This window comes from Streptomyces sp. NPDC059816, from assembly GCF_042732055.1.
Lineage (GTDB): Bacteria > Actinomycetota > Actinomycetes > Streptomycetales > Streptomycetaceae > Streptomyces.
In genome coordinates, this window is record NZ_JBHWIQ010000020.1 from 103,554 (window position 1) to 125,528 (window position 21,975).

The window sequence follows — 21,975 nt, forward strand, 5'->3', positions numbered from 1 at the left end:
GTGACGGGGCGTACGGGAAGCCTGAGGGAAAAGACGGTACGGGATCAGTGAAGATCACACGACGTTCATCAAGGCTAGCAGCTCACGCGCCACGTCCTTGACGGAGGTGTTGACCAGGGTGGTGTCGAACTCCGACTCGGCGGCCAGCTCGACCCGGGCGGCTTCGAGCCTGCGCTCGATGACCTCGGGGGGCTCCGTGCCGCGGCCGGTCAGGCGACGGACCAGTTCCTCCCACGACGGGGGCGCGAGGAACACCAGCTGGGCGTCCGCCATGGACTCCCGAACCAGTCGGGCCCCCTGGAGGTCGATCTCCAGGAGCACCGGTTCCCCGGCGGCCAGTCGTTCCTGGACGGCTCCGCGGGGGGTGCCGTAGCGGTTGCCCGCGAACTCGGCCCACTCCAGCAGTTCACCGTTGGCGATCAGCTTGTCGAACTCCTCGTCGGTGACGAAGAAGTACTGCACACCGTGCTGCTCGCCCGGCCTGGGGCCCCGCGTGGTGGCGGAGACCGAGAGCCAGACGTCGGGGTGTTCTTTGCGCATATGAGCGACGACCGTGCTCTTGCCGACCCCGGAGGGGCCGGAGAGCACGGTCAGCCGCGGACGTACGTCCGGGGGTACGGGGGACGTCCCCCGGGATGTTGCAGCCATGGAGCGATTATCCAGGTTCTCGGGGGTGCCCGAGCACCTCAGGCGGGGCCGCCGCCGAACTCGCGCTCCAGCGACGCGATCTGGTTGGAGCCGAGTCCCCGGACGCGCCGGCTCTCGGAGATGCCGAGCCGCTCCATGATCTGCTTGGCACGGACCTTCCCGACGCCCGGCAGGGATTCGAGGAGGGCGGAGACCTTCATCTTGCCGATGACGTCGTTCTCCTGGCCCTGCTTGATGACCTCGTGGAGGGAGGCTCCGGAGTGCTTGAGTCGATTCTTGACCTCGGCCCGCTCCCGGCGAGCCGCGGCGGCCTTTTCGAGCGCAGCTGCGCGCTGTTCAGGGGTAAGGGGCGGAAGAGCCACGCCTACGTCACCTCGGATGTCGAACTGTCGGATGTCTGTCAGGTACAGCAGTCCGGTGAGGAACCTAGTCGCCCCACACCTGGGGAGCAACGAGCAACGCGCTTGCCCGTCCGCTCTCGACGGAGACTAGCGGCCAGGACCCCGAGAGTCAGCGAGAACAGCGGAAAACTCCTGGTCAGCCTTGATCGAGCCTGACATTTCGGGGCAAACAAACCCCATTTCTGAGAACTCTTTCAGAAGGACACCCCACCTCGGCGGGTCGCGAAGGGCGCGCACGAAGCCGAAATCCGAAGACTGCCCACCCCCCGCCGCACCGAAACCGGCCCTCTACAACCACCCGCCCGGCTCCCGATCCGCCCCGGGAGCCGCCCCGACCGGTGAACCCCGAACCGGGCGAAGCGGGAGGGATCACCGGCCGGCCGGCCCCGCGGGGCGGGTGCGCCACCCGGTCCCGGGACTCGGCCCTGCGCACCGCGTCGCCCGGACGGATCACCCGGACGAGCGGCCGGACCCATGGATGGGCGAGGCGGGCGAGACGGACAAGACCGACGAGAGCGACAAGGCGGGCGAGGCGGTCAGCCTGCCGTGTGGACGGCCCGGCGCACTTCGTCGGCGAAGCGGTCCGCCGACGCACGCAGGGCCACCGGGTCCGGACCGTGGCGCAGGACCCCGCGGCTCACGTTCGGGACCACCTGGCGCACGGCCGCCCCGAAGACCCGCGGCAGGTCCGCGGGCGTCGCGCCCTGCGCCCCGATCCCCGGCGCCAACAGCGGGCCGCCGATCGCGAGGTCGTAGGAGGACAGGTCGCCGAGGGTCGCGCCGACCACCGCGCCGAAGGACCCGAGCCCCGCGCCGCCGGCTGCCGACACCTCGGGAGCGTTCTCCTCGGCGAGCCGGGCGAGCATCGTGGCGCCCACGGTGCGCCCGTCGCCGCGCACCGCGTGCTGGACCTCGGCGCCCTCCGGGTTGGAGGTGAGGGCGAGCACGAACAGGCCGGTGCCGCTCGCCCGCGCCAGCTCCACCGCCGGCGCCAGCGAGCCGTAGCCCAGGAAGGGCGAGACCGTCAGGGCGTCCGAGAAGAGCGGCGCACCGGGCCGCAGGAAGGTGTCGGCGTACGCGGCCATCGTCGAGCCGATGTCGCCGCGCTTGGCGTCCATCAGGACGAGCGCCCCGGCCTGGCGGGCCTCGGCGACGCAGGTCTCCAGCACGGCGACGCCGCGGGAGCCGAACCGCTCGAAGAAGGCGCTCTGCGGCTTCAGCACGGCGACCCGGTCCGCCAGCGCCTCGACCACGGTCCGGCTGAAGCGCTCCAGCCCCGCGAGGTCGTCGCCGAGCCCCCAGGAGGTCAGCAGGGAGGCGTGCGGGTCGATCCCCACGCACAGCGGACCGCGCTCGTCCATGGCGCGGCGCAGCCGGGCGCCGAAGGGTACGGGGGCGGGGGCGGGGGCGGCGTCACTGGTCATGCGGGCTTCCTGGTGTCGGCGCCGACGGCCTCGGCGAGGGTCGGGTGCTCGGAGGCGGCGAGCCGGGCGGCGAGCCCCCGGTGGATGCCGCGGGCCCACGCGGGCCCCTGGTAGATGAAGGCGCTGTAGCCCTGGACGAGGGTCGCTCCGGCCAGGACGCGCTGCCAGACGTCCTCGGCGTCCTCCACGCCGCCCACCCCGATGAGGGTGACCCGGTCGCCCACGCGCGCGTACAGCCGGCGCAGCACCTCCAGGGAGCGTTCCTTGAGGGGCGCGCCGGACAGTCCGCCCGCCTCGGCGAGCAGCGCGGGGTCGCTGCGCAGGCCGAGGCCCTCGCGGGCGATGGTGGTGTTGGTCGCGATGATGCCGTCGAGACCGAGTTCCACGGCGAGGTCGGCGACGGCGTCGATGTCGTCGTCGGCGAGGTCGGGGGCGATCTTCACCAGGAGGGGCACCCGGCGGCCGGTCACCGAGCGGTCGGCGGCCTCGCGCACGGCGGTGAGCAGGGGGCGCAGGTGGTCGACGGCCTGGAGGTCGCGCAGTCCGGGGGTGTTCGGCGACGACACGTTGACCACCAGGTAGTCGGCGTGGCGGGCGAGCCGTTCGGTGGACTTCACGTAGTCGGCGACGGCTTCCGCCTCGGGCACGACCTTGGTCTTGCCGATGTTGACGCCCACGGTGGTCCGGAAGACCTCGCGCCGGGCGGCCAGGCGTTCGGCGACGGCGGCGGAGCCCTCGTTGTTGAAGCCCATGCGGTTGATCAGCGCCCGGTCGGCGGTCAGCCGGAACAGCCGGGTGCGGGGGTTGCCGGACTGCGGTTCACCGGTGACGGTGCCGATCTCGACGTGGTCGAAGCCGAGCATCGCCAGGCCGTCGACGGCGACGGCGTTCTTGTCGAAGCCGGCGGCGAGCCCGAAGGGGCTGTGCAGCCGCAGGCCGAGCGCCTCGGTGCGCAGTTCCCGGTGGCGCGGGGCGAGGACGGCGGCGACGAGGGTCCGCAGAACGGGGACCTTGGCGGCGCAGCGGATCCAGCCGACGGCCAGGTGGTGGGCCTGTTCGGGGTCCATGCGACGGAACAGGAGCTGGAAGAGAATCTTGTACATGGGTGGTGGTGTCCTCGGGCCGGGGGAGGTGGAGGGGGCTCGGGCCTGGAAACGGGGGCACCGTCACCGGTGCCCCCGTGGGGTGTGTGCGGGGGCGACCCGTCGGGCGGGGAAGGGGCCGGCCCCCGCTTGCCGCAGGAGGCCGGCCCGGGTTCCTCCGGGTCAGTCCCGGGCCGCGATCAGCCGCTCGGCGTGCTCCTGGAGCGAGCGCACCCCGACGTCCCCGCGGTTGAGGGCGTCGATGCCCTGCACGGCGGCGGCGAGCGCCTGGACCGTGGTCAGACAGGGCACGGACCGCGCCACGGCGGCGGTGCGGATGTCGTAGCCGTCGAGGCGGCCCCCGGTGCCGTACGGGGTGTTGACGATGAGGTCGACCTCGCCGTCGTGGATGAGCTGGACGATGGTCCGCTCCCCGTTCGGGCCCTCCCCCTCGGACTGCTTGCGCACCGCGGTGGCGTTGATGCCGTTGCGCTGGAGGACCTCGGCGGTGCCGGAGGTGGCGAGGAGTTCGAAGCCGTGGGCGACGAGTTCCCGCGCCGGGAAGATCATCGAGCGCTTGTCGCGGTTGGCGACGGAGATGAAGGCGCGGCCCTTGGTGGGCAGCGGCCCGTAGGCCCCGGCCTGCGACTTGGCGTACGCGGTGCCGAAGACGGAGTCGATGCCCATGACCTCGCCGGTGGAGCGCATCTCCGGGCCGAGGATGGTGTCGACGCCGCGTCCGTGGATGTCACGGAACCGCGACCACGGCATCACGGCCTCCTTGACGGAGATCGGCGCGTCGGGCGACAGGGTGCCGCCGTCGCCGCGGGCCGGCAGCAGCCCTTCGGCCCGCAGCTGCGCGATGCTGGCGCCCAGCGAGATCCGGGCGGCGGCCTTGGCGAGCGGTACGGCGGTGGCCTTCGAGGTGAAGGGGACCGTACGGGAGGCGCGCGGGTTGGCTTCGAGGACGTAGAGGATGTCCCCGGCCATGGCGAACTGGATGTTGATCAGTCCGCGCACGCCGACGCCCCGGGCGATGGCCTCGGTGGAGGCGCGCAGCCGCTTGATGTCGAAGCCGCCGAGGGTGATCGGGGGCAGTGCGCACGCCGAGTCGCCGGAGTGGATGCCGGCCTCCTCGATGTGCTCCATCACGCCGCCGAGGTACAGCTCCTCGCCGTCGTAGAGCGCGTCGACGTCGATCTCGATGGCGTCGTCGAGGAAGCGGTCGACGAGCACCGGCCGGGAGGGGCTGATCTCGGTGGACTCGGCGATGTACGAGGACAGGCGGGTCTCGTCGTAGACGATCTCCATGCCGCGTCCGCCGAGCACGTAGGAGGGCCGGACGAGGACGGGGTAGCCGATCTCGTCGGCGATCGCCTTGGCCTCGGTGAAGGTGGTGGCGGTGCCGTGCTTGGGGGCGGGCAGTCCGGCCTCGGCGAGGACCCGGCCGAAGGCGCCGCGGTCCTCGGCGGCGTGGATGGCCTCGGGCGGGGTGCCCACGATCGGCACGCCGTTGTCCTTGAGCGCCTGGGCGAGGCCCAGCGGGGTCTGGCCGCCGAGCTGGACGATCACGCCCGCGATCGGACCGGCCAGGGACTCCGCGTGGACGATCTCCAGGACGTCCTCCAGGGTGAGCGGCTCGAAGTAGAGCCGGTCGGAGGTGTCGTAGTCGGTGGAGACCGTCTCCGGGTTGCAGTTGACCATCACGGTCTCGTACCCGGCTTCGCTGAGCGCGAAGGAGGCGTGGACGCACGAGTAGTCGAACTCGATGCCCTGGCCGATGCGGTTGGGGCCCGAGCCGAGGATGATCACTGCGGGCTTGTCGCGCGGGGCGACCTCGCTCTCCTCGTCGTAGGACGAGTAGAAGTACGGCGTCCTGGCCGCGAACTCGGCGGCGCAGGTGTCGACGGTCTTGTAGACCGGGCGCACTCCGAGGGCGTGTCGGACCTCGCGGACCACGTCCTCGCGCAGACCGCGGATCTCGGCGATCTGGGCGTCGGAGAAACCGTGCCGCTTGGCCTCGGCGAGGAGCTGGGGCTCCAGTCGGTCGGCGGCGGCGAGTTCGTCGGCGAGTTCCTTGATCAGGAAGAGCTGATCGACGAACCAGGGGTCGATCTTCGTGGCGTCGAAGACCTCCTCGGGGGTGGCCCCGGCGCGGATGGCCTGCATGACGGCGTTGATCCGGCCGTCGGTGGGCCGGACGGCCTCGCGCAGCAGTTCGGCCTTGTCGCCGGGGTCACCGACGAAGGTGAACTGGCTGCCCTTCTTCTCCAGCGAGCGCAGCGCCTTCTGGAGGGCCTCGGTGAAGTTGCGGCCGATGGCCATGGCCTCGCCCACCGACTTCATGGTGGTGGTGAGGGTGGAGTCGGCGGAGGGGAACTTCTCGAAGGCGAACCGGGGGGCCTTGACGACGACGTAGTCGAGGGTCGGCTCGAAGGAGGCCGGGGTCTGCTCGGTGATGTCGTTGGGGATCTCGTCCAGCGTGTAGCCGACGGCGAGCTTCGCCGCGATCTTGGCGATCGGGAAGCCGGTCGCCTTGGAGGCCAGCGCGGAGGAGCGGGAGACCCGGGGGTTCATCTCGATGACGATGACCCGGCCGTCCTCGGGGTTCACCGCGAACTGGATGTTGCAGCCGCCGGTGTCCACGCCGACCTCGCGGATCACCGCGATGCCGATGTCCCGCAGGACCTGGTACTCGCGGTCGGTGAGGGTCATCGAGGGGGCCACGGTGATCGAGTCGCCGGTGTGCACGCCCATGGGGTCGAAGTTCTCGATGGAGCACACGACCACGACGTTGTCGTGCTTGTCGCGCATCAGCTCCAGCTCGTACTCCTTCCAGCCGAGGATGGACTCCTCCAGGAGCACCTCGGTGGTCGGCGAGAGGGTGAGGCCCTGTCCGGCGATGCGGCGCAGTTCCTCCTCGTCGTGGGCGAAGCCCGAGCCGGCGCCGCCCATGGTGAACGAGGGCCGGACGACGACGGGGTAGCCGCCCAGCTGCTCGACGCCCCCGAGGACGTCGTCCATGGTGTGGCAGATCACCGAGCGGGCGGACTCGCCGTGCCCGATCTTGGCGCGGACGGCCTCCACGACCTGCTTGAACAGCTCGCGGTCCTCGCCCTTGTTGATGGCCTCGACGTTGGCGCCGATCAGCTCGACGCCGTACTTGTCGAGGGTGCCGGCCTCGTGCAGCGAGATGGCCGTGTTCAGGGCCGTCTGACCGCCGAGGGTGGGGAGCAGCGTGTCGGGGCGCTCCTTGGCGATGATCTTCTCGACGAACTCCGGGGTGATCGGCTCGACGTAGGTGGCGTCGGCGACCTCCGGGTCGGTCATGATCGTCGCCGGGTTGGAGTTCACCAGGATGACCCGCAGGCCCTCGGCCTTGAGGACCCGGCACGCCTGGGTGCCGGAGTAGTCGAACTCGGCGGCCTGGCCGATGACGATCGGGCCGGAGCCGATGACCAGGACGGACTGGATATCGGTGCGCTTAGGCACGCTGGCCCTCCATCAGGGTGACGAAGCGGTCGAACAGGTACGCGGCGTCGTGCGGACCGGCGGCGGCTTCGGGGTGGTACTGGACACTGAACGCGGGCTTGTCGAGGAGCCGCAGCCCCTCGACGACCTGGTCGTTCAGACAGACGTGGGAGACCTCGGCGCGGCCGTACGGGGTGTCGCTGACCCGGTCGAGGGGGGCGTCGACGGCGAAGCCGTGGTTGTGCGCGGTGACCTCGACCTTGCCGGTCGTGCGGTCCTGCACGGGCTGGTTGATGCCCCGGTGGCCGTACTTCAGCTTGTAGGTGCCGAAGCCGAGGGCCCGGCCGAGGATCTGGTTGCCGAAGCAGATGCCGAACAGCGGGGTGCCGCGGTCCAGGACCGCGCGCATCACGGCGACGGGGTGGTCGGCGGTGGCGGGGTCGCCGGGGCCGTTGGAGAAGAACACCCCGTCGGGGTTGACCGCCTCCACGTCCTCGATGGTCGCGGTCGCGGGCAGGACGTGCACCTCGATGCCGCGCTCGGCCATCCGGTGCGGGGTCATGCCCTTGATGCCGAGGTCGATCGCGGCGACGGTGAAGCGCTTCTCGCCGACCGCGGGGACGACGTACGGCTCCCGGGTGGCGACCTCGGCGGAGAGGTCGGCGCCCTTCATCTCGGGGGCCTGACGGACCTCGGCCAGCATGGTGCCCTCGTCGGGAAGCGCGTTGCCGGAGAAGATCCCGACCCGCATGGCGCCGCGTTCGCGCAGGTGCCGGGTGAGGGCGCGGGTGTCGACGCCGGAGATCCCGACGACGCCCTGGGTGGCCAGTTCCTCGTCGAGGGAGCGGCGCGAGCGCCAGTTGGAGGGCACCCGGGCGGGGTCGCGGACGACGTACCCGGAGACCCAGATGCGGCGGGACTCGGGGTCCTCGTCGTTGACTCCGGTGTTGCCGATGTGCGGGGCCGTCATCACGACGACCTGCCGGTGGTACGAGGGGTCGGTGAGGGTCTCCTGGTAGCCGGTCATCCCGGTGGAGAACACCGCCTCGCCGAAGGTCTGGCCGACGGCTCCGTACGCGCGGCCCCGGAAGACGCGACCGTCCTCCAGGACGAGTACGGCGGGAACCCGGGTTCCCCTGGTGGAGGTCGGCTGCGCTGTCTGCGCGCTCATCGGTCCGCGCCTTCCGTGATGGTGGTGTGCAGGGGGGTGTCCGCCGCGGGGGCGGCGAGCGCCTCGACCCAGGCGGTGTGCTCGGCGGCGTGGTCGGAGCGGAAGCCCGAGTCGATCAGCCGCTCGCCGTGGGTCCAGGTGATGACGAGCAGCCCGCCCTCGGCGAGGACCTTCCCGGCGATGCCCTTGTCGAGGCGGGCTCCGCGGATGCGGTCGGCGGGGACGAAGAAGTCGCTCGCTCCGGGACGGACCACGTCGAGGCCCTGTGCGGTGAGGGTCAGCTCGACCCTCGACCGGGCACCGAGGCCGTGCGCCACGATCCGGTCGAGCCACTGCCCGGCGGTGGTGGAGCCGTGGTAGCGGCCGTGCAGGGTGAGCTGCGGGGCACCGAGGCCGGCGGGGGCGGTGGGCAGCTCGGGCAGGTCGCTCTGGAGGGTGCCGCGCCACTTCCAGCCCTCGCGCATCAACCAGTACACGAGCGCGACGAAGAGGACGAGGCCGACGAGCCAGCCGATCCGGGCGGCCCAGTCGGTGACTTCCGCCGATTTCCGCTCGGTGGCGAGCACGGAGAGGACTTCGGCACTGCGCAGGGGGTGAGGCATCACACGAGCTTCCCGTCGACGACCGTGGCACGGCCCCGCAGCCAGGTGTGGGTGACGCGTCCCGGCAGCTCGCGCCCCTGGTAGGGGGTGTTGCGGCTGCGGGAGGCGAAGCCCGCGGGGTCCACGGTTCCACGGTAAGCGGGATCGACGAGGGTCAGGTTGGCGGGCTCGCCCACCGAGACGGGGCGGCCGTGTCCGGCGAGGCGTCCGATCTGCGCGGGGCGCACCGACATCCGGTCGGCGACCTGCGCCCAGTCGAGGAGTCCGGAGTCGACCATGGTGTGCTGGACGACGGACAGCGCGGTCTCCAGGCCCACCATGCCCATGGCGGCGGCGGCCCACTCGCAGTCCTTGTCCTCGTGCGGGTGCGGCGCGTGGTCGGTGGCCACGCAGTCGATGGTGCCGTCGGCGAGGGCTTCGCGCAGGGCCATGACGTCGGCCTCGGTGCGCAGCGGCGGGTTCACCTTGTAGACGGGGTCGTAACTGCGGACCAGTTCGTCGGTGAGCAGGAGGTGGTGCGGGGTGACCTCGGCGGTGACGTCCCAGCCCTTGGACTTCGCCCAGCGGACGATCTCCACCGAGCCGGCGGTCGACAGATGGCAGATGTGGACGCGGGAGCCGACGTGCGCGGCGAGCAGCACGTCCCGGGCGATGATCGACTCCTCGGCGACGGCGGGCCAGCCGCCGAGTCCGAGTTCGGCGGAGACGACGCCCTCGTTCATCTGGGCGCCCTCGGTGAGCCGGGGCTCCTGGGCGTGCTGGGCGACGACCCCGCCGAACGCCTTCACGTACTCCAGGGCCCGCCGCATGATCACCGCGTCGTCGACGCACTTGCCGTCGTCGGAGAAGACCATGACGCCGGCGGCGGAGTCGTGCATGGCGCCGAGCTCGGCGAGCTTCTTGCCCTCCAGGCCGACGGTGACCGCGCCGACGGGCTGCACGTCGCAGTAGCCGTGTTCGCGGCCGAGCCGGTAGACCTGCTCGACGACGCCCGCGGTGTCGGCGACCGGGAAGGTGTTGGCCATGGCGTGCACGGCGGTGAACCCGCCGACGGCGGCGGCGCGGGTGCCGGTGAGGACGGTCTCGGAGTCCTCGCGGCCGGGCTCGCGCAGATGGGTGTGCAGGTCGACCAGGCCGGGCAGCAGGACGCGGCCCTCGGCCTCCACCACGGTGGCGCCCTCGGCGCTCAGTCCGGTGCCGACCGCGGCGATGGTCTCGCCGTCGACGAGGACGTCCTGCGGTTCGCCGCCGAGCACCCGGGCACCGCGGATCAGGATCTTGCTCATGTCGGTTACTTCTCCTCGGTACGGGTGTGGGTGACGGCGGGCTCGTTGCCACCGAGCAGCAGGTACAGGACGGCCATCCGGATGGAGACGCCGTTGGTGACCTGTTCGATGGCGGTGCAGCGGGCGGAGTCGGCGACCTCGGCGGTGATCTCCATGCCGCGCACCATCGGGCCGGGGTGCATCACGATGGCGTGCTCGGGCATCCGCGCCATCCGGTCGGCGTCGAGGCCGTACCAGCGGGCGTACTCGCGCTCGGTCGGGAAGTAGGCGGCGTTCATCCGCTCCCGCTGGACGCGCAGCATCATCACGGCGTCGGACTTGGGCAGGACGCCGTCGAGGTCGTACGCCACCTCGCAGGGCCACTGGGAGACCCCGACGGGGACCAGGGTCGGCGGGGCGACCAGCGTGACCTCGGCGCCCAGGGTGTGCAGCAGGTCCACGTTGGAGCGGGCGACCCGGCTGTGCAGGATGTCGCCGACGATGGTGATCCGGCGGCCGGCGAGGTCCTGGCCGAGTCCGGCGTCGCGGCCGACGAGGCGGCGGCGCATGGTAAACGCGTCCAGCAGGGCCTGGGTGGGGTGCTGGTGGGTGCCGTCGCCCGCGTTGATGACGTGGGCGTCGATCCAGCCGGAGGTGGCGAGCCGGTAGGGCGCGCCGGAGGCGCCGTGCCGGATGACGACGGCGTCGACGCCCATGGCCTCCAGGGTCTGCGCGGTGTCCTTGAGGGACTCGCCCTTGGAGACCGAGGAGCCCTTGGCAGTGAAGTTGATCACGTCGGCGGACAGCCGCTTCTCGGCGGCTTCGAAGGAGATCCGGGTCCGGGTCGAGTCCTCGAAGAACAGGTTGACGACGGTACGGCCGCGCAGGGTCGGCAGTTTCTTGATCGGCCGGTCGGCGACCCTGGCCATCTCCTCGGCGGTGTCGAGGATGAGGACGGCGTCGTCACGGGTGAGGTCGGCGGCCGAGATGAGATGACGCTGCATCTGTCAGGCTCCGTAGGGCGGTTCGGGGGATCGGGGGGCGGGACGGGTCCGGGAGGGCGTGCGGGGCCGAGGGGGGTCGGCCGTGCCGGCTCGGACGGGTGTGCGGGAGGCCGGCGGCGGTCATGCCGGAACGCCGCGTCGGTGACGCGGGGCGCCGGGCAGGTCGGCCGCGGCCCGGTGTTCACCCACCGGGCGGCACGGGGGGCGGGGTCATCCGGCGGGAGCGCCGGACTTCACCCCGAGCAGGACCGTGTCCCGCCCGTCCTCTTCGGCGAGTTGCACCCGAACCGTCTCCCGCAGCGAGGTCGGCAGGTTCTTGCCGACGTAGTCCGCGCGGATCGGCAGTTCGCGGTGGCCGCGGTCCACCAGGACCGCGAGCTGCACCGCGCGCGGGCGGCCGATGTCGTTCAGGGCGTCGAGGGCGGCCCGGATGGTGCGGCCGGAGAAGAGCACGTCGTCGACGAGGACGACCAGCCGTCCGTCGATCCCCTCGCCGGGGATCTCGGTGCGCGCGAGGGCGCGCGGCGGGTGCATCCGCAGGTCGTCGCGGTACATGGTGATGTCGAGGGAGCCGACCGGCACCTCACGCCCGGTGATCTCCGCGAGTTTGCCGGCGAGCCGCCGGGCGAGGAAGACGCCCCGGGTGGGGATGCCGAGGAGCACCACGTCGTCGGCGCCCTTGGCGCGCTCGACGATCTCGTGGGCGATGCGGGTCAGCACCCGAGCGATGTCGGGGGCTTCCAGGACGGGCCGCGCTGCGGCGCCGTCCGGGCTTTCGATGCTGCTGGTGTCCATAAGAAACGGACCTCCTTCTCCGCCTCACGGGACGGACCTTAAAGGACGTCGGAATTGCGCCATCTACGGTAGCAGGCCGCGCATTCCCCCAGTTCACCCCCTCACCGTGCGTCCCACGGCAAGGCAGGGAAGAGTCGGTGCTGACCGTTCGGCTTGACGCATGCAAGTCACGCTGCGTAACCTCACAGTGAGTCACCAGCCTTCGTCCGGGGAGCCTTATGTCCAGCGAATACGCCAAACAGCTCGGGGCCAAGCTCCGGGCCATCCGCACCCAGCAGGGCCTGTCGCTCCACGGCGTCGAGGAGAAGTCCCAGGGCCGCTGGAAGGCAGTGGTGGTCGGTTCCTACGAGCGCGGTGACCGCGCCGTGACCGTCCAGCGCCTCGCCGAGTTGGCGGATTTCTACGGGGTGCCGGTTCAGGAGCTGCTGCCCGGCACCACGCCCGGCGGCGCCGCCGAGCCGCCGCCGAAGCTCGTCCTGGACCTGGAGCGCCTCGCCCACGTCCCGGCCGAGAAGGCGGGCCCGCTCCAGCGTTACGCCGCCACGATCCAGTCCCAGCGCGGCGACTACAACGGCAAGGTCCTCTCGATCCGCCAGGACGACCTGCGGACCCTCGCCGTCATCTACGACCAGTCCCCCTCGGTGCTCACCGAGCAGCTGATCAGCTGGGGCGTCCTGGACGCGGACGCCCGTCGGGCCGTGGCCCACGAGGAGAACTGACCTCCGCCCCATCACATCAGCAGAAACGTGCCGCCCGGGGTGGCACGGACCCGGAAGGGTTCGTGCCACCCCGGGCGGCTCTGTGTGCTCCGGGTGAGCGGGGTGCCCCATCGCTGAAATCACCCGTTCGGCGGTATCCATCCACGGGCGTTCTCCGGTGATCCGGGCGACGGTCGGGGACGGGAGCCGGCTCGACCGGCCCGTGCAAGGCCCTGACGGCCCTCTGGGGGCGCGGGGACGGCGCGGACGGGAGAAGCCCCCACCGTGGGACGGCAGGGGCTCCTGTGACCGCGTCAGGCCCTGCGCAGGCCGGGCTTCAGCTCCTTGAGCCGCCCCAGCAGCCCGTTGATGAAGGACGGGGACTCATCGGTGGAGAACTCCTTGGCCAGCTCGACGGCCTGGTCGATCACCACCGCGTCGGGCGTCCCGTCGACCCAGATGAGCTCGTACGCGCCGAGCCGCAGGATGTTCCGGTCCACGACGGGCATCCGGTCCAGCGTCCACCCCACGGAGTACTGCGCCAGCAGCTCGTCGATGCGCTGCTCGTACTGCGCGTACCCCTCGACCAGCTCCATGGTGAATTCGCTGACCGGCGGTTGACGGGTGTCGGTGCGCGAGTGCCGCACCCAGTCCGCGAGGACGGTCAGCACGTCGACCCCGCGCTGGTCACCCTCGAAGAGGATCTGGAAGGCGCGCTTGCGAGCCGTGTTCCGGGCAGCCACGGTTAGCTGTTCACCCGGCCGAGGTAGTCGCCCGAACGCGTGTCGACCTTGATCTTCTCACCGGTGGTGATGAAGAGCGGAACCTGGATCTCGAACCCGGTCTCCAGCTTCGCGGGCTTGGTGCCACCGGTGGAACGGTCGCCCTGGACGCCCGGCTCCGTCTCGGCGATGACCAGCTCGACCGCGGTGGGCAGCTCCACGAAGAGCACGCTGCCCTCGTTCTGCGCCACGGTGGCCTCGAAGCCCTCCAGGAGGAAGTTCGCGGCGTCGCCCACGGTCTTGCGGTCGATGTGGAGCTGGTCGTAGGTCTCCATGTCCATGAAGACGAAGTAGTCGCCGTCCATGTAGGAGAACTGCATGTCGCGCTTGTCGACGGTGGCCGTCTCGACCTTGACGCCGGCGTTGAAGGTCTTGTCGACGACCTTCCCGGACAGCACGTTCTTGAGCTTGGTGCGCACGAAGGCAGGGCCCTTGCCGGGCTTGACGTGCTGGAACTCGACGACGGACCAGAGCTGGCCCCCGTCGAGCTTGAGCACCATGCCGTTCTTGAGGTCGTTCGTGGAAGCCACGGTTGCGGAATCTCCTGGACTGACGTGGACGACCGACGGGGCCCGCGTCCGGCGGCTCAGCGTGTGCTGAGGCTAGAGCGCCAGCAGCTCCTTGGTCGTGATGGTGAGTAGCTCGGGTCCGCCGTCCGCGTCGGAGCGGACGACGAGCGTGTCATCGATCCGGACCCCGCCCCGGCCAGGGAGGTGAACCCCCGGTTCGACGGTGACCGGCACACAAGCGTCCAGTTTACCCATGGCTGAGGGGGCGAACTGCGGGTCCTCGTCGTTTTCGAGTCCCACACCGTGCCCCGTCCGCGGTGGAACGCCCTCCCGGTGCCCCGCCGACTCCAGTACGTGGCGGGCCGCACGGTCCACGTCACGGCAGGCGACGCCGGGGGTCAGCGCCTCCCGACCGGCGCGCTGAGCGGCGAAGACGGCGTCGTACAGCTCGATCTGCCAGTCCGCGGGCGAGGTGCCGATGACGAAGGTGCGCCCGATCTCGCACCGGTAGCCGCGGTAGGCCGCACCGAGGCAGACCGAGAGGAAGTCGCCCTCCTCGACCCTGCGGTCGGTGGGCCGGTGTCCGACCCGACCTGCGTCCGGACCGGTCCCGACCGAGGTCGCGAACGCGGGACCGTCGGCCCCGTGGTCGACCAGTCGGCGTTCGAGCTCCAGGGCGAGGTGCCGTTCGGTACGGCCGACCAGGATGGATTCGAGGAGTTCGCCCAGCGCCTGGTCGGCGATCTCGGCGGCGATCCGCAGGCAGGCGATCTCGTCCTCGTCCTTGACCAGCCGGAGTTGTTCGACCACCCCGCCGACATCGGCCAGCCGCAGCCCCGGGGCCGCGGTGGCGACGGCACGGTGACGGGCGACCGTCAGGTGGTGCTCCTCGACGGCGAGCGCATCGGCTCCGTGGGCCGCGGCGAGGGTGGCCGCGGTGACCGCGGTGTCGCCCCGCGGGTCCGACAGAACCTGGGTGAGGAGGCCGTCGTCGGGCTGCGGGTCACCGGGGCGGGCGTCCGGGGCCTCGGCGAGGACCAGCAGGTCACCGTCGTCCTTCAGCAGCAGGACCGCCCCGGGCGGAGCGGCTCCGGCGAGGTAGCGGACGTTGGCGGGGCGGGAGACGAGTGCCGCCGCGGTACCGCCGGCCGCGGTGCGTTCCCGGAGACGGTCCCGGCGGGCTGCGTAGACCTCTGCCATGTCCCGAGCGTACGAGCGGCGGGGCGAAAGGGCCCGGTCAGCTCGTCCGGACGGGCTCTTCGGGGGTCACCAGGCGGGCGGGCTGGTGACCGATCGGGTGAGGACCTCGTCGAGCACCCGGGCGGTGGCGGGGACGTCGAGCTGGGAGTTGTCGATGATGGGCAGGCCCGAGCCGTACCAGCCCGCCATGCGGCCGTGGATGCGCGCGACCTCCTCGTCGGTGAGCCGACGGTTCCCCCGACGCTTCGCGTTGCGCTCCAGGACGATCTCCAGGCCAGGCAGCAGGACGACGGGCAGCAAACCCGGTCCCACGTGCCGTTTCCAGCCGCCGAGGCCGACCACCGGACGGTCGGGGAACACCGCGTCGTCGAGGATGCAGGAGATGCCGTTGGCGAGGAAGTTGCGCGCGGCGAAGCCGCAGGTGCGGCGGGCCAGGCGGTACTGCGCCTCGGAGTGGTCGTTCCACCCGGCCTGCGGGTCGGCGAACCCGGAGCGGACCCATTCGCGCACGTCGTCGAGGCTGATGTGCGCCGTGGGAACCCGTCGGTGCTCCGCCCAGTACTGGGCGACGCTGGTCTTGCCGGCGCCCGCCGGGCCGATCAGCAGCACGGCGAGGGTGGTCGCCGTCAGGTCGACCGCCGAAGGAGCCGGCTCAGGGCTCGGGAGGGCGACCGGGCCGCCGGGGGGCAGCCGGACGTGGCCGGTGGCGTCCGGTCCGGGCGGCGGGAGGTGTCCGGGCGGGGGCGGACCGGCGGGCGGGGGGCCGGCGGGCCGCGGGCCGGGGGGAGCTGCGGGGCGCGCGGGGCTGGGAGGAGGACTGGGAGGGTGGGCGGGAGAAGAACCGTGCGGGTGGGCGGGAGAAGAACCGTGCGGGTGGGCGCCCCGCGCCGTCGGAGGAAAGCCCCGGGGTGCGGCGACCGGCGGTATCGGCGGGTCGGGGGGCGGCCAGCCGGGGCCCGACCCCCCGTTCGGTGGCAGCGGTGCTCCCCCTGCGTGCTGCATCCGGTGCCACTCCGTCTCCTGCCGGTCCGTCCCGCTGCTCACCGGGACGGAGGAACGCGTCTCGTACAGGCAACTGGCGGCGGCCGGGGAGAAGTTCCCGAGCGACCCGCCCCGCTCCCCCCGGCACGGGGGGAGCGCCCCGAAACGGTACCCGGCCCGGGCCGGGCCGTGGGTCCGCCGGGGAAGGTTTCCCCCGGGGGTTACTCGGCCACTTCCCCGTACGCGGCGAGCAACACCGCCGGATCGGGTCCTTCCAGGACCGTGGGCCGGGCGAGGCCGTCGAGCACGATGAACCGCAGCAGGTCGCCCCGGGACTTCTTGTCGACCTTCATGGTCTCCAGGAGCTTGGGCCACTGGTCGTAGCGGTAGCTGAGCGGCAGCCCGACGGACTCCAGGACCGCGCGGTGCCGGTCGGCGGTCGCGTCGTCCAGACGTCCGGCGAGCCGTCCCAGTTCGGCGGCGAAGTGCATGCCGACGGCGACCGCGGCTCCGTGCCGCCACTGGTAGCGCTCGTTCTTCTCGATGGCGTGCGCCAGGGTGTGGCCGTAGTTGAGGATCTCGCGACGGCCGGACTCCTTCAGGTCACCGGAGACGACTTCGGCCTTGACCTTGATGGCCCGCTCGATGAGTTCCGCGGTGTGCGGCCCTGCAGGGGTCCGGGCCGCCACGGGGTCGGCCTCGATCAGGTCGAGGATCGCCGGGTCGGCGATGAACCCGGCCTTGATGATCTCGGCGAGTCCGGAGACGTAGTCGTTGACCGGCAGCGACTCCAACGCGGCGAGGTCGCACAGCACCCCCGCGGGCGGGTGGAAGGCGCCGACGAGGTTCTTGCCCTCGGCGGTGTTGATGCCGGTCTTGCCGCCCACGGCCGCGTCGACCATGCCGAGGACGGTGGTGGGCACGGCGATCCAGCGGACCCCGCGCAGCCAGCTCGCGGCCACGAACCCGGCGAGGTCGGTGGTGGCGCCGCCGCCCACCCCGACGATCACGTCGGTGCGGGTGAACCCGGACTGGCCCAGCGCCTTCCAGCAGTACGCCGCGACCTCGGCGGTCTTCGCCTCCTCCGCGTTGGGCACCTGGATGGCCACGGCTTCGAAGCCCTGCCCGGCGAGGTCGGCGCGCAGCGCCTCACCGGTCTCGGCCAGGGCCTCGGGGTGGATCACGGCGACGCGCTTGACCCGGTCGCCGACCAGCGGGCCCAGCTCGCCGAGCAACTGGTGGCCGACGAGCACCTCGTACGGTTCGGTGCCGGCGGTGCCGGCGACCTTGATGCGGATGGGTTCCTGCGCGGTCATGGGGTGTTCTCCTGCGGAGGGTCGGTGGGCAGCCCGAGCGCGTCGAGGACCGCCCGGGCGACCTCCTCGGGGCCGCGTCCGTCCGTCGGGACGACGGCGCGGGCCACCTCGGTGTACAGCGGAAGGCGCGCCTCCATCAACTCCCGCCACTGACGGCGCGGGTTGACGGCGAGCAGCGGGCGGGCGACGTTCAGCCCGGTGCGCCGCACGGCCTCGTCCACGTCCATCGACAGGAAGACGACGGGGTGGGCGGCGAGCAGCGCACGGGTGTCGGGGTCGAGGACGGCCCCGCCGCCCAGGGCGAGGACGCCGTGGTGGGTGGCGAGGGCCTCGCGCACGGCCGCCTTCTCGACGGCACGGAAGTAGGGCTCGCCCTCGTCCACGAAGAGGTCGGCGATGGGGCGGCCCTCGGCGGTGACGATGTCGTCGTCGGTGTCCCGGTAGGGGCGGTGCAGCCGCTCCGCGAGCAGCGCCCCCACGGTGGACTTGCCGACGCCCATGGGGCCGACCAGAACGACGACCGGACCGCCGGGACCCTTGGGTCCCAGCGGGTCCGCGTCGGCGGGTCCCTGCGTCGAGGGCGACCCGGATGTGTCGGGCACCGTCGTCACCGGATGTGCAGGTTGTCGAGGTAGGACCGGACGTTGCGACGGGTCTCGGGGACGCTGTCGCCGCCGAACTTCTCGGCCACCGCGTCCGCGAGCACGAGGGCCACCATGGCCTCGGCGACGATCCCGGCGGCCGGGACCGCGCAGACGTCGGAGCGCTGGTGGTGGGCCTGGGTGGCCTCGCCGGTCACCACGTCGACGGTGGCGAGGGCCCGGGGCACGGTGGCGATGGGCTTCATCGCGGCCCGCACGCGCAGCAGTTCACCGGTGGTGAGGCCGCCCTCGGTGCCGCCGGAGCGGCCGGTGGAGCGGCGCAGCCCCTCGGGGGTGCTGACGATCTCGTCGTGGGCCTGGGAGCCGGGAACGCGGGCCAGGTCGAAGCCGTCGCCGAGTTCCACGCCCTTGATCGCCTGGATGCCCATGAGCGCGGCGGCGAGCCGGGCGTCGAGCCGGCGGTCCCAGTGGACGTGCGAGCCGAGGCCGACGGGCACGCCGTAGGCGAGGACCTCGACCACTCCGCCGAGGGTGTCGCCGTCCTTGCGGGCCTGGTCGATCTCGGCGACCATCGCCTTCGACGCGTCGGCGTCGAGGGAGCGCACCGGGTCGGCGTCGAGCTTCTCGACGTCGGCGGGCACCGGCAGGACGCCGTACGGGGCCTTGGCCGCCGCCAGTTCCACGACGTGGCTGACGATCTCGATGCCCGCGGTCTCCTTGAGGTAGGAGCGGGCGACCGCGCCGAGCGCGACCCGGGCCGCGGTCTCCCGGGCGGAGGCGCGCTCCAGGATCGGGCGGGCCTCGTCGAAGCCGTACTTCTGCATGCCCGCGAGGTCGGCGTGGCCGGGGCGCGGGCGGGTCAGCGGCGCGTTGCGGGCCTGGTCGGCGAGGACCTCGGGGTCGACCGGGTCGGCGGCCATGATCTGTTCCCACTTGGGCCACTCACTGTTGCCGACCATGATCGCGACCGGGGAACCGAGGGTGAGTCCGTGTCGGACGCCACCGATGAAGGTGACCTCGTCGCGTTCGAACTTCATCCGGGCGCCGCGCCCGTACCCGAGGCGCCGCCGCGCGAGGTGGTCCGCCACCATCTCCGTGGTGATCGGGACACCGGCGGGAAGACCTTCCAGCGTCGCCACCAAAGCGGGTCCGTGGGACTCCCCCGCCGTCAGCCAGCGCAACCTGCTCAAGGGTGCTCCTCTGTTCGCGCACGCAACTGGACGGCACGACCGGGTGCGCGGTCCCGGCCCCGCCACCCCCGATCTTCCCACGTCCGCAGCGGTTACCCGTTCGAAGGTCCAGCAAGCGGACGCCGGGGCCCGCGAACCGCCGCGCCGGTCGGTCCCGGTGGGGCTGTTCGCGGGCCGGTGCTCAGCGGGCGGCCAGCGCCCGTTCTCCGGCCTGCCGCATCGCGGCCAGCGGGGCCGGGGTGCGCCCGGTCATCTGCTCGACCTGGATGACGGCCTGGTGGACCAGCAGGTCGAGTCCGCTGACGACGGCGCCCCCGTAAGCGGACCAGCGGGCCGCCAGCGCCGTGGGCCACGGCTCGTACAGCACGTCGAAGAGGGTCGCCGGACGCTGGGGCAACTCGGCGGCGAGGGCGTCGGTGGTCCCGGCCGGGGTGGTGGCGATGACGAGGGGGGCGTGCAGGGCACGGGCGGCGTCGGCCCAGTCCGCGGTGCGGACCTCGACGCCGAGGCGTTCGCCCCACTGGCGCATCTCGGCGGCCCGGGCGGCACTGCGGACGTAGGCGGTGATCTCACCGGTGCAGATCCGGGCGAGCGCGGCCAGTGCGGAGGAGGCGGTGGCCCCCGCGCCGAGCACGGCGGCGGACTCCACGCTCTCCACTCCGTGTTCGCGCAGGGCGGCGACCATGCCGGGGACGTCGGTGTTGTCGCCGGTGCGACGGCCGTCCTCGGTGAGCACGACCGTGTTGACCGCCTCGACCGACGCGGCGGTTTCGCTGACCGAGTCGAGCAGGGGTATCACGGCGCGTTTGAGGGGCATGGTCAGGGACAGCCCTGCCCACTCGGGGCCGAGTCCCGCCAGGAAGTCGGGCAGTGCCGCCTCGTCCACCTCGAACCGTTCGTAGCCCCAGTGGGCCAGCCCCAGTTCGGCGTAGGCCGCCCGGTGCAGGACCGGGGAGAGCGAGTGGGCGATGGGCGAGCCGAGCACGGCAGCCCGACGACGGCTCCGGTCGGTGGGCTCACTCACCGTTCTTGCGTCGCTCATTGAATTCCGCCACCAGTTCCTCGTGCTCGGCCAACGTCTCGGTGAACTTGGTCGTCTTGCCGTCGATGGAGACGAAGAACATCCAGTCGCCGCCGTCCGGCTCGATCGCGGCGCGCAGGGCGTCCTCGCCCGGATTGCCGATCGGTCCGGGAGGCAGTCCCTCGACGAAGTACGTGTTGTACGGGTGGTCGTAGTTGCGGATCTCCCTCGTGGAGATGTCGATCTTGCTCTGGTTCTTCAGGTAGTTGTAGCTGGAGTCGAACTCGATCTTCCGGTTGGTGGCCACGTTGTCCGGCTTGAGCCGGTTGTAGACGACGGCCGCCATCTTCTTGAAGTCGTCGTGCGTCATGCCCTCGGCCTGGACCAGGCTGGCGACCGTGATGACTTCGAGGGGGTTCTTGAGCCCCACTTCGCGGGCCTTGGCCTGGAGGTCGTAGGTCTCGTACTGGTTCTTGGCCCGGGCGACCATCTTCTTCAGCACGTCCGCCGGTTTCATGCCCTCGGCCACGGGATAGCTGGACGGGTAGAGGAAGCCCTCCAGCGGGTCCTTCCGGTCGCCCGCGCCGTTCATCGCCCAGTCCGGCAGACCGAGCGACTTCCACTGGGCGGAGGCGACGCCCTTGGTGGTGCCCCCGGGCAGGTCGAGGCGCTTGTCGATCTGCTCGTACACCCAGATGTTGCGGCGGCCCTCGGCGATGATGAGGTTGTTGCGGCTCTTGGGGCTGAGCATGAGTTCGAGGGCGCTGGCCGCGGACATCTCCTTGCGGAGCGTGTAGACGCCGTCCTGGACGGTGTTGCCCTTGGGGTGCTGCTGCTGGGCGGAGACGAACGCGTCGACGCTCTTGATGACCCCGGCTTCCTTGAGCTTCTGGCCGATGACGTAGCCGCCCGAGTCCTTGGGGATCTCGACGGACACCGTCGTGGTCAGGCCGTCGCCGGCGAAGTCGGCCGGCTCGCCGAACCGCTCCTGGTAGAACTGGTAGCCGAAGTAGCTGACGGCGCCGAGGCCGCCCACGAACACCGCGGTCACCAGGAGACAGGCACAGCCGTTGCGGCGCTTCTGCTTGCCCTTGCCGCCCCGGGAGCGACGGTCCCCGTCCCGGCCGGACGGCTCGGCGTCGTCATCGTCTTCATCGTCGTACCTGTCGGCGTCGGGACCGCGGGGCGCCGCGGGGGCGCCGCGGCCGGAGTCCGTGAAGAAGCCCTCCTCCGGACCGTCACGGTCCGGGTCCCAGTCCTGACGGCCGTCGCCCCGGGCCGGTTCCTCTTCGGGTTCGGGCTCGGGGCGCCGTCGGGCGGGGGGCTCGGGCGGGGGGTACGCCTCGGGAGTGCCGTAGTAGTCGGGGGGTTCGACGCCGTACGCCTCGGGCTGCCCGGGGTAGGTTCCGGCCGGGTCGGTGCCGTAGGGGATCTGTCCGGGCTGGGCCGTCTCCCAGCCCCCCTGGTACTGCTGGCCGTAACCGTCCGACTGGGCCGGTGCGGTCTGCGCAGCCCACTGGTCGTACCCCTGGGGAACCTGCTGGTCGTAGGTCTGGGGAACCTGCTGGTCGTACCCCTGGGGGACCTGCTGCTGGACGTACTCCTGGTGCTGCTGCTGGTGCTGCGGGAAGTGACCGGGCTGGCCCTGGTGACCGTACTGCTCGCCCTGCGGGTACTGCTGGTGACCCGACTGCGGGGACTGGCCGGGGTGGCCCTGCTGCTGGCCCTCCCATCCGACGTCCCCGTACAACGGGTCCTCCGGATACCACGGTTCGGAGCCCTGGCCCCGGCCATAATCAGTCATCTGTCCCCA

General features: G+C 71.8%; 20 protein-coding genes. 1 reads left to right on the plus strand and 19 read right to left on the minus strand.

All coding sequences use genetic code 11. From position 1 onward, the window contains the following. Positions 1 to 54 precede the first annotated feature (54 nt). From gmk to pyrR, 10 genes are all read right to left on the minus strand, one after another. A complete protein-coding gene (gene gmk, locus ACFV88_RS25300; RefSeq protein ID WP_385494171.1) occupies positions 55 to 648 on the minus strand; it encodes a guanylate kinase in 594 nt (197 codons plus the stop codon). 38 nt (positions 649 to 686) lie between these two features. Beyond that, positions 687 to 1,010, minus strand: coding sequence for an integration host factor (locus ACFV88_RS25305; protein ID WP_003956414.1), 324 nt, complete (start codon positions 1,008 to 1,010; stop codon positions 687 to 689). A 575-nt stretch (positions 1,011 to 1,585) separates the two neighbouring features. Next, complete coding sequence (gene pyrF, locus ACFV88_RS25310; protein WP_385494172.1) at positions 1,586 to 2,473, minus strand: orotidine-5'-phosphate decarboxylase; 888 nt, start codon at positions 2,471 to 2,473, stop codon at positions 1,586 to 1,588. After that, positions 2,470 to 3,576 (minus strand): quinone-dependent dihydroorotate dehydrogenase, encoded by a 1,107-nt coding sequence (locus ACFV88_RS25315; protein WP_385494173.1) that lies wholly within the window; start codon positions 3,574 to 3,576, stop codon positions 2,470 to 2,472. The genes pyrF and ACFV88_RS25315 overlap by 4 nt, the downstream gene beginning before the upstream one ends. Positions 3,577 to 3,738: 162 nt before the next feature. Next, positions 3,739 to 7,047: a carbamoyl-phosphate synthase large subunit gene (gene carB / locus ACFV88_RS25320; protein ID WP_385494174.1), complete on the minus strand. Its 3,309-nt coding sequence runs from the start codon at positions 7,045 to 7,047 to the stop codon at positions 3,739 to 3,741. Beyond that, complete coding sequence (gene carA / locus ACFV88_RS25325; RefSeq protein ID WP_385494175.1) at positions 7,040 to 8,197, minus strand: glutamine-hydrolyzing carbamoyl-phosphate synthase small subunit; 1,158 nt, start codon at positions 8,195 to 8,197, stop codon at positions 7,040 to 7,042. Before carA ends, carB begins: the two co-directional genes overlap by 8 nt. Further along, complete coding sequence (locus ACFV88_RS25330; RefSeq protein ID WP_385494176.1) at positions 8,194 to 8,799, minus strand: hypothetical protein; 606 nt, start codon at positions 8,797 to 8,799, stop codon at positions 8,194 to 8,196. Before ACFV88_RS25330 ends, carA begins: the two co-directional genes overlap by 4 nt. After that, positions 8,799 to 10,085: a dihydroorotase gene (locus tag ACFV88_RS25335; RefSeq protein ID WP_385494177.1), complete on the minus strand. Its 1,287-nt coding sequence runs from the start codon at positions 10,083 to 10,085 to the stop codon at positions 8,799 to 8,801. Before ACFV88_RS25335 ends, ACFV88_RS25330 begins: the two co-directional genes overlap by 1 nt. Before the next feature lie 5 nt (positions 10,086 to 10,090). Further along, positions 10,091 to 11,068: an aspartate carbamoyltransferase catalytic subunit gene (locus ACFV88_RS25340; protein WP_385494178.1), complete on the minus strand. Its 978-nt coding sequence runs from the start codon at positions 11,066 to 11,068 to the stop codon at positions 10,091 to 10,093. Positions 11,069 to 11,278: 210 nt separating this feature from the next. Continuing rightward, positions 11,279 to 11,863, minus strand: coding sequence for a bifunctional pyr operon transcriptional regulator/uracil phosphoribosyltransferase PyrR (gene pyrR, locus ACFV88_RS25345; RefSeq protein ID WP_385494179.1), 585 nt, complete (start codon positions 11,861 to 11,863; stop codon positions 11,279 to 11,281). 218 nt (positions 11,864 to 12,081) lie between these two features. Here pyrR and bldD point away from each other — a divergent pair, with 218 nt between their 5' ends. Then, entirely contained in the window at positions 12,082 to 12,582 is a 501-nt protein-coding gene (gene bldD / locus ACFV88_RS25350) for a transcriptional regulator BldD (protein WP_189976704.1), read from the plus strand. 293 nt (positions 12,583 to 12,875) lie between these two features. Here the strand turns inward: bldD and nusB are convergent, their stop codons facing one another. The 9 genes from nusB to mltG form a co-directional block, all read right to left on the minus strand. Continuing rightward, positions 12,876 to 13,304 (minus strand): transcription antitermination factor NusB, encoded by a 429-nt coding sequence (gene nusB / locus ACFV88_RS25355; RefSeq protein WP_385494180.1) that lies wholly within the window; start codon positions 13,302 to 13,304, stop codon positions 12,876 to 12,878. Between the two features lie 2 nt (positions 13,305 to 13,306). After that, positions 13,307 to 13,873: an elongation factor P gene (gene efp, locus ACFV88_RS25360; RefSeq protein WP_385494181.1), complete on the minus strand. Its 567-nt coding sequence runs from the start codon at positions 13,871 to 13,873 to the stop codon at positions 13,307 to 13,309. A gap of 72 nt (positions 13,874 to 13,945) precedes the next feature. Then, positions 13,946 to 15,052, minus strand: coding sequence for a M24 family metallopeptidase (locus ACFV88_RS25365; RefSeq protein WP_385494182.1), 1,107 nt, complete (start codon positions 15,050 to 15,052; stop codon positions 13,946 to 13,948). Between the two features lie 66 nt (positions 15,053 to 15,118). Beyond that, positions 15,119 to 16,054: an AAA family ATPase gene (locus ACFV88_RS25370; protein ID WP_385494209.1), complete on the minus strand. Its 936-nt coding sequence runs from the start codon at positions 16,052 to 16,054 to the stop codon at positions 15,119 to 15,121. Positions 16,055 to 16,254: 200 nt separating this feature from the next. Continuing rightward, positions 16,255 to 17,349, minus strand: a complete 1,095-nt coding sequence (aroB, locus tag ACFV88_RS25375) for a 3-dehydroquinate synthase (protein WP_385494183.1) — start codon at positions 17,347 to 17,349, stop codon at positions 16,255 to 16,257. Next, entirely contained in the window at positions 17,346 to 17,849 is a 504-nt protein-coding gene (locus ACFV88_RS25380; protein ID WP_385494210.1) for a shikimate kinase, read from the minus strand. Before ACFV88_RS25380 ends, aroB begins: the two co-directional genes overlap by 4 nt. 107 nt (positions 17,850 to 17,956) lie before the next feature. Further along, complete coding sequence (gene aroC / locus ACFV88_RS25385; protein WP_385494184.1) at positions 17,957 to 19,141, minus strand: chorismate synthase; 1,185 nt, start codon at positions 19,139 to 19,141, stop codon at positions 17,957 to 17,959. Between the two features lie 181 nt (positions 19,142 to 19,322). Beyond that, positions 19,323 to 20,165, minus strand: coding sequence for a shikimate dehydrogenase (locus ACFV88_RS25390; protein ID WP_385494185.1), 843 nt, complete (start codon positions 20,163 to 20,165; stop codon positions 19,323 to 19,325). Beyond that, positions 20,158 to 21,966, minus strand: a complete 1,809-nt coding sequence (gene mltG, locus ACFV88_RS25395; RefSeq protein ID WP_385494186.1) for an endolytic transglycosylase MltG — start codon at positions 21,964 to 21,966, stop codon at positions 20,158 to 20,160. Before mltG ends, ACFV88_RS25390 begins: the two co-directional genes overlap by 8 nt. Between the last annotated feature and the right edge of the window lie 9 nt (positions 21,967 to 21,975).